The 18680-nt window shown below is 50.1% G+C and carries 13 protein-coding genes; 6 read left to right on the top strand and 7 right to left on the bottom strand.

The features are described 5' to 3' along the window. Nucleotides 1-35: 35 nt before the first annotated feature. Entirely contained in the window at nt 36-938 is a 903-nt protein-coding gene (locus AC0IXI_RS12560) for a LysR family transcriptional regulator (RefSeq protein ID WP_064518767.1), read from the bottom strand. Nucleotides 939-1035: 97 nt separating this feature from the next. On the opposite strand from AC0IXI_RS12560, the gene AC0IXI_RS12555 reads away from it, so the two are divergent. Continuing rightward, complete coding sequence (locus tag AC0IXI_RS12555) at nt 1036-2001, top strand: NmrA/HSCARG family protein (RefSeq protein ID WP_471682521.1); 966 nt, start codon at nt 1036-1038, stop codon at nt 1999-2001. On the opposite strand, the gene AC0IXI_RS12550 is transcribed toward AC0IXI_RS12555, so the two are convergent. After that, entirely contained in the window at nt 1991-2878 is an 888-nt protein-coding gene (locus AC0IXI_RS12550) for a LysR substrate-binding domain-containing protein (RefSeq protein ID WP_413498295.1), read from the bottom strand. The genes AC0IXI_RS12555 and AC0IXI_RS12550 overlap by 11 nt on opposite strands. Nucleotides 2879-2978: 100 nt before the next feature. On the opposite strand from AC0IXI_RS12550, the gene AC0IXI_RS12545 reads away from it, so the two are divergent. Beyond that, nucleotides 2979-3287, top strand: a complete 309-nt coding sequence (locus AC0IXI_RS12545; RefSeq protein WP_064518770.1) for a carboxymuconolactone decarboxylase family protein — start codon at nt 2979-2981, stop codon at nt 3285-3287. Beyond that, the gene (locus AC0IXI_RS12540; protein ID WP_064518771.1) at nt 3287-3670 is read left to right on the top strand and encodes a tautomerase family protein; all 384 of its coding nucleotides are present in this window, start codon (nt 3287-3289) and stop codon (nt 3668-3670) included. The genes AC0IXI_RS12545 and AC0IXI_RS12540 overlap by 1 nt, the downstream gene beginning before the upstream one ends. A 48-nt stretch (nt 3671-3718) precedes the next feature. Here AC0IXI_RS12540 and AC0IXI_RS12535 read toward each other — a convergent pair whose 3' ends face one another. The 5 genes from AC0IXI_RS12535 to AC0IXI_RS12515 all read right to left on the bottom strand — a co-directional run bounded on the left by AC0IXI_RS12535 (nt 3719) and on the right by AC0IXI_RS12515 (nt 11546). Beyond that, complete coding sequence (locus AC0IXI_RS12535; RefSeq protein ID WP_471682520.1) at nt 3719-5854, bottom strand: virulence factor SrfC family protein; 2136 nt, start codon at nt 5852-5854, stop codon at nt 3719-3721. After that, nucleotides 5851-8823, bottom strand: coding sequence for a virulence factor SrfB (locus AC0IXI_RS12530; protein ID WP_134182709.1), 2973 nt, complete (start codon nt 8821-8823; stop codon nt 5851-5853). Before AC0IXI_RS12530 ends, AC0IXI_RS12535 begins: the two co-directional genes overlap by 4 nt. A 3-nt stretch (nt 8824-8826) precedes the next feature. Then, complete coding sequence (locus tag AC0IXI_RS12525) at nt 8827-10155, bottom strand: SrfA family protein (protein ID WP_471682519.1); 1329 nt, start codon at nt 10153-10155, stop codon at nt 8827-8829. A gap of 136 nt (nt 10156-10291) precedes the next feature. Then, nucleotides 10292-10762, bottom strand: coding sequence for a hypothetical protein (locus AC0IXI_RS12520; RefSeq protein ID WP_471682518.1), 471 nt, complete (start codon nt 10760-10762; stop codon nt 10292-10294). After that, nucleotides 10749-11546 (bottom strand): winged helix-turn-helix domain-containing protein, encoded by a 798-nt coding sequence (locus AC0IXI_RS12515; protein WP_471682517.1) that lies wholly within the window; start codon nt 11544-11546, stop codon nt 10749-10751. Before AC0IXI_RS12515 ends, AC0IXI_RS12520 begins: the two co-directional genes overlap by 14 nt. A gap of 776 nt (nt 11547-12322) precedes the next feature. On the opposite strand from AC0IXI_RS12515, the gene AC0IXI_RS12510 reads away from it, so the two are divergent. From AC0IXI_RS12510 to AC0IXI_RS12500, 3 genes are all read left to right on the top strand, one after another. Then, nucleotides 12323-12751 carry a winged helix-turn-helix domain-containing protein gene (locus AC0IXI_RS12510; RefSeq protein ID WP_471682516.1) on the top strand — a complete coding sequence of 143 codons (429 nt, stop codon included), beginning with the start codon at nt 12323-12325 and terminating at the stop codon, nt 12749-12751. 200 nt (nt 12752-12951) lie between these two features. Beyond that, complete coding sequence (locus AC0IXI_RS12505) at nt 12952-13749, top strand: hypothetical protein (RefSeq protein ID WP_471682515.1); 798 nt, start codon at nt 12952-12954, stop codon at nt 13747-13749. Between the two features lie 35 nt (nt 13750-13784). Further along, nucleotides 13785-18662: a YadA-like family protein gene (locus tag AC0IXI_RS12500; protein WP_471682514.1), complete on the top strand. Its 4878-nt coding sequence runs from the start codon at nt 13785-13787 to the stop codon at nt 18660-18662. Nucleotides 18663-18680: the final 18 nt, after the last annotated feature.

Raw genomic sequence — 18680 nt, 5'->3', positions numbered from 1 at the left:
GAGGATTAAATGCATTTCCCAGCAATTTAACGTGGTTACGTGGGCGATATGATCTGTGCAATCAACTCTCTAACCCAGCGATGACCAGCGTGCCCGTGATTGCGTTCGTGCCAGACCAGACTCACGTCAAACTGCTCTGCAAGCCATGGTAATTCAGTGACCCTCAATTCTTGCGGCTGCGTTAGTAATAAGCGGCGCGGAACCAAAGCCACCAAGTCACTCACCGAGACGATTTGCGGTACGAACATAAAGGTTGCCGCCGACATAACCACATTTCTTTTGTGCCCGAAGGTTGCTAGCGCGTCATCAACAGGAGTCGTAAAACTGCCTCCGGTGGGTGACACAACCACATGTTCCAGCTCGACAAACTCCTCGATGGTGAGGTTTTCTTTCAGTGCCGGATGGTCGCGCCGCCCAATCAACACGTAAATTTCATCAAACAAATGGTACGAACGCAGGTGCGGTTTCGAATCATCCTGTGACGCAATGGCGATATCAACTTCACCGCTCGCCAACTGTTGTTCAAATTGCGCAGGATTATAGGCACGCACGGCAATACGCACACCTGGAGCCTGTTGCCGCAGAGCCAGTACCAGCGGCATCACAATTGCGGCCTGGGTGTAATCGGTGCAGCTAATCGTGACGGTCAGGTTCGCGCGTTCAGGGTGAAAATCTTTGTGCGATTGCAGCGTGTGCCGCAATTGTTCGAGGGACTCGCGCACAGGGATAATCAACTCAAGCGCCTTGGCCGTCGGTGTCATTCCTCGCCTGGCAGGAATCAGCAGCGGGTCATCAAACAGATCGCGCAGGCGGTTAAGTTGCGCGCTAACCGCAGGCTGGCTGAGATGCAGTCGTACAGCCGCTTTGGTCACATTCTGTTCGGCAAGTAGCGCTTCAAGTGTGAGCAGTAAGTTCAAATCTATGCGTGTGGTATCCATCGGGTGGATTCCTTAATATAAATCATTCGATTTCTCTTATCCCTCAGATGTCCTGATAATTCAAGCCAGACACGTAAGAATGATCAGGAGAAGGGCCATGTCAGTAAAGAACAAACCATTAATCACCGTGGTAGGCGCGTTGAGCAAACAAGGGTGCAGCGTTGTGCGCACGTTGCTGGAAAGCAAGCGCTATCAGGTGCGTGCATTAACCCGGCGGGTAGATTCACCGCAAGCACAGGAGCTCGCGCATTTAGGGGCTGAGCTCATTAATGTGCCGCTGGATTTGGGGCACAAAGACGAGTTTATTCAGTCTTTTAAAGGCGCACATGGGGTGTTTATGCTGACGCCCGGCATCACCCCGGAAGCAATTAACGCGCAGACGCATGAAACCGCATTAGGCAAAGAAATCGCTGATGCGGCAATTGAAGCAGGTGTACAGCACTTGGTTTTCAGCAGTCTGGAAAACGTCGGGAAAATTACTGAGGGTAAAAAATGGGTGCCGCACTTTACCGATAAAGGCCAAGTTGAGGAGTACATCCGTACGCTGCCTATTTCCAGCTCATTTATTATGATGGCGTTTTTCTATACCAATCTGCTTGAGTATTACCAGCCGCGTAAGGCCGACGATACGTTAATTTTCCCCATCTATTTACCGGAAGATTTTCGTGCGCCTTTTGTCGATCCACTGACTGCAACAGGCCCGGCGGTACTGGAGATTTTTGATAATCATGACAAATACGCAGGCCGTACTTTGCCGGTGATTGGTGAAATGCTCACGCCTGCTGAGATGGTCGAAACCTTTATCCGTGTCACGGGAAAAAAGGCGGTGTATAGCTCGGCTGTGACGCGTGAGGAACTGCTAAACCATTTCCCGGCATTTGCACAAATGGGCGGGTTGGTAGAAGAGGTTATTGGAATGGCAGAATACGCCGTTGAACAGGGTTATTACCGCCCGGACCGCGATCTCTTGTGGAGCAGGCAGACTAACCCACACGCGTTGACGTGGGAGCAATTCCTAAAAACTACCGGCTGGCAGGGTGATGGGTGCTCTTTCAATAGCTGAGCGTAGATAACGCCTCTTCCATTAACTGTGCGAGGCGAGTTTGTACACTGTTATCGACGCCTGATATTTTCAGCTGTTTAAGCGTGATACCCAGCGATCCTGGTGAAGGCAGAAGATGAGATGTCTTATGTAGATTGCTGGGCATACCAATGTGGGTCCGTACCGTCAACCCAAGTCCGGCCTGAACTGCCGCCCAAATACCACTGAGGCTATGGCTGACAAATATAACCCGCCAGGCAATACCCGCCAGGTCAAGACATTCGGTTGCTCTTGAACGCATCAGACATGGGTTTTCAAACATCACTAGCGGCAAGGGTTCACCACTTGCCAGCAGTGCGGAAATGTCTAAGTCCGGATGATGGATCCATTCCAGTTTGCACTGCCCAAGAAGCTTGCCCTGGCTGGATGCTGTTGCAGGCTGCCACATCAGCGCCATATCGAGTTGGCTGTTATCAAGTGCAGTCTGTAGGGCTTGGTTGCGGTCGACTTTTGCCACAATCCTGACACCGGGATGATGGCGTTTGAACTGGCCAAGTATTCCTGGCATCAGTGATTCACCAAAATCTTCCTGCATCCCAATGCGAATTTCACCCTTCAGCAATTCATCTTTCAGGGCGCGCAGAGTTTCATCGTTAAGCTCCAGAATTCGCCGCGCGTAGCCCATCAACATTTCGCCATGACGGGTGAGTTCAAGGTGCCGTCCTTTTTTTACCACCAGAGCGGCATCACACTGTCGTTCCAGTTTTTTCAATTGCGCGCTAACTGCCGAAGTTGAACGGGACAAGCGAGTCGCCGCCTGAGCAAAACTGCCGGACTCAATGCCGGTAACAAAACTTCGTAGTGCATCCAGATCGAGAGTCGGGGCCAGTTTGTTCATTATTGTCCTTAAAATCAGGATGGTTAGTTTTGAATTATGCGATTTTGTGGACGTAACTATTGCGCCATGATGAGTTCACTGTCAATCAGGAGCGAACTACATGAGCAAAACACTCGATAAAAATACGCTTTCCCGCCTCTCCCCGAAGCTTGCTGAGCTGAGCAATAACGTGCTTTTTGATGATATATGGACGCGCGAACAACTGTCGCCACGCGATCGCAGCTTAATCACGGTGGCAACTCTGGTCGCTCTTGGGCGCATGCAACAATTGCCATGGCATCTGAACTTTGCCCGGCAAAATGGTTTGAGCAATGAGGAACTGACGGAAGTTTTCACCCATCTGGCATTTTACGCAGGTTGGCCTGCTGCGGTCTCCGCGCTAAGTTGTATGGATGAGGAGACTCTCTAATGCCTTTTACCCGAATCACCCTTGGTGAACATTATGATGATGAACAGCTGGCAAATATTTCTGAGATTTTGCATCAGAGCCTGACTGGGCAATTTGCGGTACCGCTAAAAGATAAATTTCAGGTTTTCGAGCGATTGCCCATCAGCCAGCGCGTATTTGACCGTGAATATCTGAGCGGTAAACGCAGTGATAACTTTATTTTGTTCCAGATAACTGCCGGGAAAGCACGTACTAGCGAACAAAAGCAGAGCTTTTACCACCAACTTAGCGAGCGTTTGCATCAGGAATTAGCTATCCATCCTGATGATGTGATGGTAGTTATTCAATTTAATCAGACTGATGACTGGAGTTTTAGCAACGGTCAGATGTATTGCCCGCTATGATGGTTCTGTCGGGTGGATAAGCGCAAAAATTATCCACCCGTTGCAGGGTTACAAATTCAACAACGCTTTCAGTTTCGCTTTCTGAGCATCGCTCACATCCAGCGGATGGCGATAGCCGATGTTTTCCACCGCGCGGGTATATAGCGCCACCAACCAGTCATAGACATAAAGCGTGTTGCCGCGCGCGGGTTGCTCGCCCAAGCGCACCAGGCGGTTGCTGGCTGTCGCCTGTTTTTGTGGTGCAAACACAGGTGAGCCTTTATTCACCCGACTTGCCGGGCGCAAAGCTGGGTCAACATGGGCATAACCCAACCAGCTAACAAAATCACCTAATACAGCTGTCACACAGGTGATTTCCTGCGCCATGCTGCCATCACCGTGGCGCAATGCCGACTCTAGCTGTTCAGGTAATTTCAGGCGATAACTGGCGACAATCAACAACTGGCAAAGTGCCTGGCGTTGGGTGTTATCCAGCCCGGAAAGATGAGCAACCTCGCGGTGAGTTGCCAACTGACGCAAATGATTAATCCACAACAGATGTACTACGTTGGCAAAACTGTTGGGGCTGCGCGTTTGCGTTTCACTGCTGTCCACTTCTGCAAACAGATCGATATCCAGATGGAAACCCGCCGGCTGGTGGCTACGTAATTGCTGATGACTTACCCAACGTTGCTGTAAGACATGGCGCTCCGGCAGCAGGCTTGCCAGCAGTTCACCATGAAGGGCCGCGTGGGATTGCAGCGCGCGCACCAGACCTTCAGCCTGAGAACGTGCGTGTTCCGGTGTAAGGTTTTCGTCTTCAATCATATGGGTGAATAGGGCGCTGACTTCCGCATTCAGCGCGGCCTGCAACATCTCAATACGCAGTGTCCGCTGTGCCGGAACCAGCGCATCGGCAAGCCACTCCAGCAAACGGTGCATATTACGGCTATCCAGTGCTTGCAAAGTCCCCCAACGTTTACCTGGCAGACCTATAACACGTTGCACGCCTTCATCAAGGTTAGCGCCGCTAAAACGGGCATCGCGCGGAGTAATCGCCCAAATCAGACCTGGTGTTGTGGCATTACTGGCCTGGGTTTTATCGACCCAACGCGCCAGCATTTTACCTGCTGCATTTACTCCCCGACGCTCGGCTGCCGCATTGCATACCACTAATTTATCGGGCTGTAGATATTGTGCGTAATCATCAAGCTGCGCGAGGGGAATATCGACCACTTCAACCTGCGCCAGTCGTGGCTGGTAGTTAAGCGAAAGCGTAATTTCAGCGCTCAACTGCTGTAAATCATGCTGAGCCAGGCTGGTATGTGTCCCGGCTTGTTGATTGACCAGAGGGCAAACCAGAACATCCGCGTTCATTTCTGGTTCGTCAGGCGTGGTGGGGATCAAAAAGCCTTCTACCGGAATCAGGAAGGTATCCACCAACAGACTGGCGGGAGCTAAAACCTGATGGGCGTAACCTAAATGATTCAACGTCTGCGCAAGATGCTGCCATTGAGCGGTAATAGTGGCGTTATCTCCCCAGAGTGGTGCCAGCAATGTGGCTTGATCGGCGCAGCTTAGCCACGGCAGAAGATCGGCCATTTGCTGCCACAACGTATTATCCAGATGATGTTGGCGGCGAACCACTTGCTGGTAAGTTTGTGCAATATCAGAGAATTGCAGCGGTGTCAGCCCAGGCATCGGTTGTGCCTGGCGGCGAGACTGTAACTCTTTGAGCTTTAATGCGATCACCTCAGGCTGCGTAAAACGGGTAGCACTATTGGCGTGATACTGGCGAATCATACGCTGAGCAAGCGTACTTGTACTGCACAGCGTGATGAGCAACGGGTAATGTTCCGCAACCGGCAGTTCGCGGCGAGTAAAACGCACGGCAATACCGGGCGCATGCCCCGGGTTAATGTGCGTCAGATAATCCAGCACTTTTCCGCCGAGCATAATCTCGATACGTTCATGATTATCGCCCAGTAGCGTGGTCAGTAGGTGATGCTTGCCCGCGACAGAGTGGCCATATAAGCCAATTGTTAGCGGTTGCTCCGCCTGTAAGTCAAGCTGATGCTGACGCTGCTGGAGTGTGGCCAGTTTATGCAGCAGGCCATTGGCTTCATTTTCCACCAGGGGAACAGTCTGGCGAGTCTGTTGTACCCAGTCCACTAAAGGGTGCAGCGTTGAGGTTATTTGATTCATTTTTGATACACGCTCCCGCTGTCAATCCAGTAATGGCTGGCTCCGCTGTAGCTTCCTGCCAGGGTATTCAATTTAAAACTGAGCTGGTTAAGTGGAACTTTGCTGCCATCCTGCAACCAGGCTTCCGCCAGCACAAAAGCATCGGCTTCGCGAGTCTGTTGCAGGCGCACATTTAGCACACCTTCACCGGCTATCTCTTTTGCCAACTGGGGTGAGTTAATCGCCAGTGTATAAAGTGGTGTGGCAGGCCAGCGGGCATCATCAAGCTGGCGGAAACCGAGACAAGCATTGCCGCGCAGTGGGAAATGCAGACGGGTATCAAGCGTTGATTTCGGATCGTCGAGATCGATATCGCGATACCAGACGTTTTTCTCAACTAATGTGTTGTTGCCATCGAGCATGCCCAGATAGCGCACAGTGGAGTAAGCCTGAATGTCAGAGGCTTTGAAGTTAAAGCCCGGCAGGCGCAAGTCCATCGCCAGGCTGCACAGCATGGCACCAACAGCGGCGGTAGATTTCGGGTTGCCAATACGGCCTTGCTGGCTAAATGGATACCATTCATGAGTCTGATAATTATCCAACCAGACGATGCGGTTCACTGGTACCGGTTGTTGGTAGCGCAATAATGCCTGCACGCCTGGTAAGCAGGCCGGGCGTCCGGTCACCAACAGCACATCGCAGCAATAGTGGCTTATCACTTCACACAGCGCCTGAAGCGGGGCGCTCAGAGTGAACTGCCCTGCAAGTAACGCCTCTTGTAGCGATGCCAGTTCAACCTGTAATGGCACGCTGAACAGATCAAACGCCGGTGCATCAGCAGGCAGTGCGTGCTGCACAGCCTGTTGAACATAATTAATCACGTTATCTGTTGGGCGTTGGGCCAACAGTTCGCCAAATGTCGCTTCGAGTGTTGCGTGGTGATCATCGGGATCGCTATTTTCCCAGTAAGACAGCACTGCATGCCCAAGAGGGATAAACAGTTGCAGCGCGGTTTGCTGGCGCAGCGTACCTCGCGTGTCCATGCGCCCGGACTCACCAAACAACGTGGTCATCAGGCCGGTGGTATCAACCACACCTGCCTGATGAATTTGAGCCTGTAATGCTGGGAGCACACAGCGCTGGATAACATCCAGCAAAATGTCATCACCCGCGACTTTAAAGCCTTCGCGGAACAGTAGACGCGGAGCAATTTTCACATTGCTACCGACACCATCATCAAGATGATACTGGGTGATAGCCATATCGGTTGTGCCACCACCGATATCAATGGATGCGACGCGCAGCGTTTTACCCGGTAGTTCATCAGCGGTTAACTCGCGGTCAGGGCGAGCGAGGCTTTTAAAGAAGTTGCCCGTTTGCCCGGCATAGTTGACCAGAGCTTCGTTATACAGCCAAACCAGTTGCCCGCAGGTGGCTTCGTCCCATTCCATCTGCACATCTGGGACCGGGACGACACTTTTCTGGAAATCACGCTCGCTGGTGAAACCATCGTCTGTCGGGTGCCATTCCATTGCTTTCCACACCAGACCTACCGCTTCCTGCATCCGCTGGCGGAAGATCTCACGCTCCTGTTTTGGCATCGCCGAAGGCAGTGTCAGGATCAGATGGCGTAGCTGACGTGGCGCATTAAGGTGCCCCATGCTCTGGCGTGAGCCGACACTGTTAATCTGCATCAGCGCCTGCGCCAACAATTCACACAGCATCAGCGTCATTAACGAACTGCGGCTGTACTGTGGCGAAAACACCGGCAGCCGGTCTTCCAGCGGTAATGAATAGAGCGGTTGCCCGTCGTCATTCATCAGGTTCATCAGGGGATATGCGGTTGCCAGCGGTTCGCGCTGAGTTTTCACACCCATCTGGCTAAAACGCCAATCCTGGTTGGCCGGAGTTTCATCCCATAGATAACGGCGTGGGCTGGAGATGCCACTTGCGCCATCGGTCCCCAAACGGGCAGAAGCCATGCTGCGAGCTTCATCGCCAACGCGGGCAATCGACGGCCAGACAAACGCATCGTCACGGCCACTTTCCACCGAGAAATGCTGTTTGCCGAATTTGGCTTCTGAGAATTCGAGGCGGCTGGTAAACATCGCTTCGTTGATGGTTTGCGGTTCACTGAGCGAGCGAATTTGTAGTTCGGCAGTCTGGCGCAGGCCGTCATTGGCTTCGCCGTGGTCTTCAATTAATACGCCGCAGGTGTGGGTATTGCCGACATCCAGCACCAGATCGACAGGGATCGCCGGGGCTTGCAGCGTTGCGGTGACAATTTTCACTTCTGGCACCGAAAGCTGTGCGCCGAGCATCTCGATAATATTGAGATAGTGCGCCTGGTACTCGAAGGTTTTCAGCGCGTTGCTGATCTCACGCTCTGTTCTGGATTCGTGGCGGGTGGTGAATTGCGTGAACACTTCACGCAGCCAGCCATCAACCCAGGTTTGATCGATAAAGTCGTTAATCTCTTCGTTGTGCCACGCAAGGGCAAAACGGGCTCCGTTACGGACATCATTTTGCGTGGGGGCCAAATGGGCCGCAGGGTTATCATCAGCCAGGATTTTTGTATCCAGTGCGATGGTAATGCGTACCGTGTTTCCAGCCGAATCAGGTGTTTCAAGGCAACGAATCTGCACTCGAGCCCAGTTATCCGGGCCGCCCACAAAAGTTCGTGGCGGGTTAAAACGCAGGAATGGCAGCGGCAGCCAGGTTTTATCCAGCAGTTTCAGAGAATGGCCAAGGGTGATGGTGCTTTCCGGTTTCACTACCTCTGGAGCAGAACCCTGCGTGCCTGGCAGAGTAAATTTGCCCGGTATCACATCGTAATCAAGGCGCAAAAGCGGGCCGTTCGCCGTTTTACGCACAAAGCGCCCGGTATGCGGAGCATTAGGCTGAGGAGCAAGGCCGAAATCCAGAAACTGAATGCCGCTGTCTTTAATGAGCGTCACGCTCGACTTATAGGGATACAGAGTGGCAAACATTGATTAATCACCCACTTTTTTAAATGTCACAGGAACCACGGTGTCCTCCTCGTAGCGCCCACTGCACTCGGCGACATCATTCTCGCCAGGTTTGCAGGATATTTCCGGCAGCGGATAGCGTGAGCCATCGCTACAACGCGCATTGCCACGGGTTTTAATCATCAACGTACCGGACTGCATCAGCCCTGAGAATACTTCTGCTTTGCAGACAATATTGTCGCCATGCACCAGCCGAACATTGCCTTTGTTGTTGGCAATTTGATAACGCAGCGTAGGCGGTTTGCCGGTGATGGAATCTTTAACGTTGATGGCCACACGCCAGTTACCGTTGAGGAATTTAGTCGAGCCAATTTTTAGCGAATCAGCCGGTAAAACCAGCGTGCCTTTAGGTATCTCAGCTGCCGGTGTGGTTGTTGCAACTACAGCAGGTTCTGGTTCCGCTGCCGGTGGTTCAACGACTGCAGCCTGAGCGACAGGCAACGTTGAAACATGGGCCACAGGTGCTGCCTGAATGGCTGCTGGAGCGATGGTTTGAGGTTTAACTTCCGCTTGTTTCTGGGCTAAAGGTTCGGCATGTGGTGCCGATACCAGATAATAAGAGAGCGGGGCGGCGATACAGGCGATGATGGCGGCTGCAACAGGTAGCAACCAACGCTTCGGCTTTTTCGTGACGGGTGTTTCACGCACGACTTCAGGCTCTGGCGCTGATACCAATGGCTCATCATTTTGGGGTGCCACAGGAGTGAGTGCCGCCACGGAATAGAGTGGCTCATCGGGTTCGCTTAACACCACGACAGGTGGCGCAGCAGGCGCCGGTTCTGGCAGGAATTCAATAACCGGCTCGTGTTCTTCAGCAATGCGTAAGCAATCCAGTGGATCAGGGCGGGCACTACTATTTAGCGTCACAAAGCCCCAAAAAGTGATGACTGGCTTCCCGTCTACCAGATAAACATGCTGGCTACCCGGAAACTGCAATGTATTGGCGAGCAACGAGCCAAAAAGTTGGATGGACGTTTTTTCCGCCTGTTGGCAACGCTGAATCAGCGAGGCGATGTTGGCCTGGCAGTTATCGAGATAGCGCAGGGCTTTTTTGCGTTGCTCATCACTGGCGGCAGCCCAACTGACAACGCTACCTTCAAAGGGGGCGTACCAGTCAACACGATCGCCTTCATCGTTTGGCTGAGGGATCGCCAGGCTATCGACCACTGCTTGCTGTTTGCGTAAGCGTAATGTTTCGCGAATTTGTAGTGCTGAGTCGAAAACCGTTTGCCCGTTTTCGCCAAGCGAAAGGAAGTCATCTAAGCATCCGCTGCGCAATAATGTTTTTGCCACGTCATCAATCCTGCTGTTTTCAGCTCCGCTTGAGCCATTTTCACACTTTCCATTTTACGGATTCCTGGCACAGGCAAACGGCGGAAGAGATGGCACTTTTTTCTAATTATCGGGCGATTGAGTGAGCGGCACATCTTCATGCCTGTGAGCGTTTGCAATAAAAGACAGGGGTATTACCCAGAATGATTAAAGCACCCGTTGGGTTCTCACGTTTAAGGCGAATACTTAGCCCCCGCCCGCTGGTGCGAAAGAAATCAGGCACCAGGACGTCAGGGGTGTTCGTATCCACCGAGCTGTTAATATCTTCATTGGACAATAAAGTTAAATTATCGCCTTCCTGAGTGTAGTGGAAGGTAAAGCTTTTACTTATGGGGCGAGTCGAATTGTCTGCGTTTTGTATCACTCCAGTTGCAATATAATTCCCGATCCCATTGTTAAAACGGTAGTGCATAACGACATTGTAAGTCTCATCTAAATTTTGGATAGTTATCTCACCATCGCACGAAAAATTGTTATTATTAGTCTTTACGTACATACTCATCACCAACGGAATGCAGGCCAGTAAACCGATTAAAACCCTCCCGGCAATCTTTTTATAATTTTTCATTTACATCTCCAGAGTAGATATAAGACTTACAGTTTACACCGTCTTTATCAATATTCTGATCACACATAACAATAGATGACATCCGATAGTTGGCATTGAAGGTTAACCAGGCCTTTCCACCCATTGGGCATGTCAACGAACTGCTTTTTATTAATGCATTAAAAATATCTGTGCTTTTCTCCTTGCCAGAATAATAGGAATAGACATCACATTTGTTGATTAACCCTATGTGGGTATACGAGTCAAAATGGTATCTGTTTAGTGTTATTTGTTGGTAAAGGAGAAAACTGCCTGAGATAAAAATGACAAATATGGCTAAGTAGAGAATCTTGATCGGCATTTTTGAATGTGACAACATGGGTTGTATAACTCTGCGAGGCGTCAGCGGTTCTGCTTTATTCTCCGGTGCCGAAAGGGGAGCGGATGATTCCTTTATGACAGGGGGCAAATCCTCTTCTTCTATTGACGCATAAATCTGGAACCCGGTTTTAGGGATCGTTTTCAACATCGTTTCGTCTAAACCAACTGCTTTTAAACCTCGTCTTATGGCCGCGATGTTCTGGTATAACGAATTAGCCGTGACATAACTGCCTTTCTTCTCCCACACTTCCTCAGATAGAAATTGATGAGTCAAGGTTTCACCATTATGACTCACTAATAAGCGCAAGCATTCACTGGCAGGGGTGTGGAGTTGCACCATAACCTCCGGTCTATCCAGAACAACCAACATTCGGGACAAAGGATCGAACCGAACGCTGTGGTTAATCACAAAAACTCTCTTCATTTTATCGCCTGTGCTTATCGAATTATGCATCTTCAGTATTGCCTATCCGGCGGTTTAACTCCTCATAGCAATCCACAAAACTCGGGTAAAAATCTTAATTGAGATATTTTTTATATATTTATCAGTAAGTTGATAAAACCATATTTTTTTCAATACATTGCAAAAAGCTTATCTAATCAACATTATGATAAATAAGAATATTTTTTCTGGATAAGGAAAGTAAAGATTACTAAAGGTCACTTTTCCAACGGGCAGGCGTAATCTTTTCAACAAGGAAATGAGGGGGAGAAGGAAATCACATCCATCCACAAAGCTGCGCCAGACCGGCACCAGGGGGAAAGGAATGATACAGAGCACAAAAATGAATTCTCATCACTTATCAGGCAAACGAAACCGATTGCCTGTGAATATTAAGACTTTCACCTGAAAGTGGGAGTTTTGGTCAGTAAAAACAGGTTGTTATCCTGGTTGATAGATAAAAATGTCATGTGATTGCGTAAGTTCGATATTTAAAACTGCTGAAGTGGTTTTGTTAAATTTTACAGGATTAAAAACCAGTAATTATATATAAACCGAATTTTATACCTACATGTAAGCACGTATTGCAGTACTAAAGTCGATTGCTCTCGGTTGGGCGAGACGAATTGAAAGGACTCGTGTTGTATTGAAAGTAAACGGGGGCATCATATAATCGCTTCACATTAAATGTAGGGTTAATTAAATATATGGAAAGTTCTCGCGGAGCATTACGCCTTTTTTAAGCAGTCAGAGGAAATATGGGACTGAAGCTTTATGGTTACCTGATTGGTAAAGATATTCATTTTGATATCGACAATAAGAGGTTGTACCGTGTTTCCATGTCAGGGAACGAAAAAAACATTGCCTTTTGCGCTACCAACATTAACGAAACAATGATGAAGCTGTTTCTTTATTTGCTGGCGAACGCTCGTGCAAAAATGGTCACTAAAGAAGAGTTGTTGAAAAAAATCTGGGAAGAAAACAACCTGACATCATCCACCCAACGATTATGGCAAGTATTAAATGGATTGAAATTAAAGCTGGATTTACTTGGGTTGCCAGAGGATTTTATAAAAAATGCCAAGGGTAGAGGTTACATAATTACCTATGATGAAATTATGCCTCTGTATTACCGGGCTAGTGAATATCAATATAATTTTAGGTTGCACGCCCAAGAGTTTAGCTGAATTTTATCCAATACGCTTGGTGTGCATTGAATGTAAATGATGACTTAATTACGTCGGCAATGTTTTTAGTATATTTATTGTAATGCAGGCGAATAATATTCACTTCAGAGTCATAGCAAGGAAATAAAATCCTGGCTGGGGGAGCTATTGCCCCGAAATCACGGCCTTTTCGGCGTTATTTTTTCAAGAGTATATCTAATATGAAACATTCTATTTTTTCACTTGACGTGTTACGTCCGTCAGTTTTATTAGCACCACGTTCAAAAATATTCCGTTCAGTCATTATGGGCTCGGTTTTTATTATGGCGGTACACTCGGTCTTTCACCCAGCTTTCGCCAATAAAAACACTCAGGTGACGGCAAATTCTCCACAGGCGAAAGTGCAGAAGAGAAACGCGGAACATGTTGCGTTATTTCAGCAGGCGATTAACGACGATCTCGCGGGGCGTAATGCTTCGGCTCGCAAAGTTTACGACACGCTGGCAGGTACAGAGATGGCGACCCAGATTGCGGTTCCATTGGCAATTAACCTCGTCGCACTCGGCCAGTTTGACGCTGCGGATGAAGCCTTTGGCGTCATAGCCACCAGCGATAATGCCCGTGAGCGTGATTATGCCCATCTTTGGCAGCTATGGCTCACCGCCCGTACTTATGTGGGGAAACCCACAGCCCTCAAAAAAGAACTCGCCATCCTGGCTTCCGGTATGAACGTCAGTTCTGCGGGCCAGCAGGCACTTGTCCGCCTGTACGAAGGAAAAGGCAGCACAGATGCGGTATATGCCGCAATTGCCGCTATGCCCGGTACCGACGAACTCCAGCGTCGCGATGCGTTAACTGAAGCCACCTTCTTTATTGGCGGTTATCAGCAATACGTCGCACGCGATAACAAAGCCGCGCTTGAACTTTATGAACGCGAGCAGAACCAGTTGAACAGTACCTCTCTGGAACGTCCCCTGATTAACAAAGCCGCAGCAACCCTGCAGGCCGCGCAACACTAACTTTTATTCTGGCATGGAGCCGGGAAGGAACACATATGAACAAAATTTATCGTCTGGTATGGAATTCAGCACAACGTGTATGGGTTGTTGCTGGGGAGCTTGGGTCAGCTAAGGGAAAAGGCAAGACTGTGTCTGCTATTACTCGCCGTAGTGGAACGGCTGTGGGGCTTTTTGCTGCGGCAGTACTTTCTACTCCTGCACAAGCCTGGGTCATTGATTACACTGATCCCAATAGTCCTTATCCAACCAGGACCGGGACGGGAGCAGGTTTGGAAAGTGAAGTACTTGGCAACTACGGAACGGCACTAAGCTATAAATCCATCGCAACATACGATGGCGATGTGGCTCTCGGTGCACTCTCGGTAACGGATACCACCGTGGCGACAACGGGCGCCACTATTAACGGAACAGATTACCTGTTTGCCGGTAGCGATCCGGCCGCCACCGTCAGCGTTGGCTCCACGGCAGCTACAGCCAATGGCCCGAGTTTTACGCGCACCATCACTAACGTTGGCGCTGGCCGCATCAACGCAGACAGCACCGATGCCATTAACGGCTCACAACTGAATGCCACGAATTTAGCCATCACTGATTTAAACAATTATGGCATCAAATATTTCCACGCCAACTCAACCGGTACAGATTCATCCGCTACGGGTGCTGATGCTATTGCCATTGGTGTGGAGAGCGTGGCATCAAGAGATAGCGATATTTCGATAGGGCGTGCAGCCGGGCTGGGTGGTGACATTGGTGCGGGCGGGTTCAATATCGCGTTAGGTGATCAAGCTGGGCAGTATGTTTCTGACGGCACTCAAAACATGGCGTTTGGGAAAAATGCGGGGAGTTACGTATCGGGCGGAAATAATACTGCCTTTGGAACCAATGCGGGTAATAACGTATTAGGTTCGGGCAACTATGCTTTCGGAGCTGAAGCGGGATCAGATATCACCGGTGATAGCAATTTTGCATTCGGAGACAATGCGGGTAGCAATGTTCAGGGAAATTCGAACCTTGCTTTCGGTAATGCTAGTGGGGAGTCCATTAAAGGGAATTTGAATGTTAGCGTTGGCGACATGGCTGGTCAGAATATTTCGGGATCAAGCAATAATTCTATCGGTTTCGGTGCCGGAATGCACTCCTCAGGCTCAGAAAACCAAGCAATGGGAGCCTATGCTGGGCACGATGTTACGGGTGACTCCAACGTTGCAATAGGTTACTTAGCAGGCCATAGCATTTCAGCCTCATTCACAGTTGCTTTGGGGCAAAGTTCTAAAGCTACAGCAGACCATGCCATGGCCTTTGGTACTGGTGCAATAGCGTCAGTTGAAGGCGGAGTTGCACTCGGTGCTTTTTCCGGTGCAGCTCGTGAGGCAGGTGTACTGGGCTACCTACCTGAAGGTATTTCAGATGCAGCCAAAGTCGCAATTGAAGCCACGGTATCTCAACAGGGTGCTGTTGACGTTGGTCTGCGACAGATCACCAGTGTATCCGCAGGGACGGCTGATGATGATGCCGTTAACGTGTCTCAGCTTAAAGCTGTTCAGGAACTTGCCAGTTCCAGCGTGACTGACATCAATAATATTTATGCAAACGGCATCAAATACTTCCACGCCAACTCAACCGGTGCAGATTCATCTGCTATTGGTGAAGATGCTATTGCGATTGGTGTGGAGAGCGTGGCGTCAAGAGATAGCGATATTTCGATAGGGCGTGCAGCCGGGCTGGGTGGTGACATTGGTGGGGACGGGTTCAATATCGCGTTAGGTGATCAAGCTGGGCAGTATGTTTCTGGCGGTATTCAAAACATGGCGTTTGGGAAAAATGCGGGGAGTTACGTAGCGGGCGAAAATAATACTGCCTTTGGAACCAATGCGGGAAATAACGTCTCAGGTGTACGCAACATAGCTTTTGGTACGGAGACTGGCTCAAATGTCACCGGTATGTCCAACCTTGCTTTAGGTTACTTAGCGGGTACCGACCTTACAGGTGATGGAAACGTTGCCGTTGGTGAGAATAGCGGTCGAAACATTGAAGGCAGTGCAAATGTTGATATAGGGATGATGGCTGGTCAGGATTCCATTGGTACAAGTAACATCGGGGTAGGTTTCGGTGCAGGGATGGAAACCAATGGTGACAATAACTTTGCAGCTGGACACTACGCAGGCCGGGGAGTGACAGGCGAACAAAATATAAGTATTGGGCATTTATCAAATTTTAGAGTTTCATCGAATTACAGCGTAGCCATTGGTTCGGACACCACGGCCTATGCTGATTTCGGAGTTGCATTAGGTTATGGGGCGGGAGCTTTTGTTGAGGGAGGCGTCGGGCTTGGTGCCGAGTCAGTCTCACGTCGAAAAGCCGGTGTACTGGGCTACCTACCTGAAGGTATTTCAGATGCAGCCAAAGTCGCAATTGAAGCCACGGTATCTCAACAGGGTGCTGTTGACGTTGGTCTGCGACAGATCACCAGTGTATCCGCAGGGACGGCTGATGATGATGCCGTTAACGTGTCTCAGCTTAAAGCTGTTCAGGAACTTGCCAGTTCCAGCGTGACTGACATCAATAATATTTATGCAAACGGCACCAAATACTTCCACGCCAACTCAACCGGTGCAGATTCATCCGCGACGGGTGCAGATGCTATTGCCATTGGTCAGAGTTCCATTGCATGGGGAGATCAATCGATTGCGATGGGCCTGGGTGCACAAAGTACGGCTGAAGATTCGATGGCATTGGGTCGTAATGCCGTTGCCCAGGGTACATCAAGCATCGCATTGGGTACGAACTCGTTTGCTACTAGTGTTGGAGTAGCAATCGGTAATGGGGCGAGTGCATTAGAGGATGCAACAGTGAGTATCGGTAGCGGCGCTTCTTCAGGCAAAGTCGGGAGTGTAAGCGTAGGCGCTTCTAGCTTTGCAGAAGCTGAATATGCCACTGTTATCGGTTATAAAGCACAAGGCATGGGGGGATCAGCTACATCACTCGGTTACAATGCAGTGTCTACCTCGAAATCTACCGCATTGGGTGCAAACTCCACAGCAGTAAACGATGGTGATGTTGCGCTCGGTACATATTCGACGACGGACACCACCGTGGCGACAACGGGTGCCACCATTGCTGGCACAGATTACCTGTTCGCCGGTATCGCCCCGACCAGTACCGTCAGCGTGGGTGCCGTGGGTGATGAGCGCACCATTACTAACGTTGCCGCTGGCCGTATCAACGCAGACAGCACCGATGCCATTAACGGCTCGCAACTGTATGCCACGAACTCAGCGGTTGATAACATCAACAGCATCATCAACAACATCAATAATGGTGGCATTAGCAGCAAATACTTCCATGCCAACTCAACCGGTGCAGATTCATCCGCTACGGGTGCAGATGCAGTGGCGATTGGTCAGAGTTCTACTGCCAGCGCACTGAACTCCATTGCTATTGGTAACGGAGCTGACGCCAGCACTGCACATAGTGTTGCGTTGGGCGATGGCGCTAAAACGCAGGAAGCGGTTGCGACAACAGGAACCACTATTCTCGGCAATGACTATGCCTTTGCGGGTACCACCCCTGTCGGCACAGTTAGCGTTGGCGATAAAGGTCAGGAACGTACCATTACCAACGTTGCGGCAGGCCGCATCAACGCAGACAGTACTGATGCGATTAACGGCTCGCAACTGAATGCCACGAATACTGCGGTGGATAATATCGCCAGCAGCATCATCAACATCAGTAATAATGGCACCAAATATTTCCACGCCAATTCTACTGGGACAGATTCGTCTGCAACGGGTGCAGATGCAGTGGCGATTGGTCAGAGTTCTACTGCCAGCGCACTGAACTCCATTGCTATTGGTAACGGAGCTGACGCCAGCACTGCACATAGTGTTGCGTTGGGCGATGGCGCTAAAACGCAGGAAGCGGTTGGCACCGCAGGTATTACCATTCGTGGCAATGACTACACCTTCGCGGGGACAACCCCGGTGGGTACAGTTAGCGTCGGCGATAAAGGTGAAGAGCGTACGATTACCAACGTGGCAGCGGGCCAGATTAGTGCTACCAGCACTGATGCGGTTAACGGTTCCCAACTGTATGCGGTAACTGATGCGGTGAATAACATCACCGGCGGCATTATTAACCTGGATAATCGTGCAGTTAAGTACGACGCCTTTAATGACGGAACCACTAACTACACCAAAATCACACTGGGTGACTCAACTGTCATCACCAATCTCGCTGCCGGCACACAGGATGGCGATGCGGTGAATTACTCCCAGCTCAATGCCGTCTCAAATGAGGTGAAAAACATCTCTAACGGCACTGATGGTATGTTCCAGGTGAATAATACCAGTAATCGTTCCAAGCCTGTGGTGACCGGTAAAGATGCGACTGCGGGTGGTGCAGGTGCTAAAGCTTCAGGCGATAACAGCGTGGCATTGGGTTCGAACGCGATTGCTACGGCCTCAAACTCTGTGGCATTAGGGGTAAATTCAGTTGCAGACCGTGCTAACTCAGTTTCCGTCGGTTCAGTCGGTGCTGAACGCCAGATAACCAACGTGGCGCCAGGCACTCACGGTACCGATGCGGTGAACCTTAACCAGTTGAACTCGGGTATTGCGCAGTCTAATCAATACACCGACAACAAATTCAATTCATTGAAAAATCTGGTTGATGACAACAAAGATAAACTCAGTGCCGGTATTGCGGGCGCAATGGCGATGGCCAGCTTGCCGCAGCCGTATTCACCAGGTGCCAGCATGGTGAGCATGGGCGGTGGTACTTACCAAGACCAGTCTTCGGTTGCCTTAGGTGTCTCCACGATTTCTGACAACGGCAAATGGGTGACTAAATTATCCGGCATGACCAACAGCCAAGGTGATATGGGTGCCTCGGTCGGTGTGGGTTATCAGTGGTAAGTCTGTTTAATTAATATT

It is taken from the genome of Buttiauxella sp. AC038, from assembly GCF_979253565.1.
This window is presented reverse-complemented; position numbering and strand designations above follow the sequence as displayed.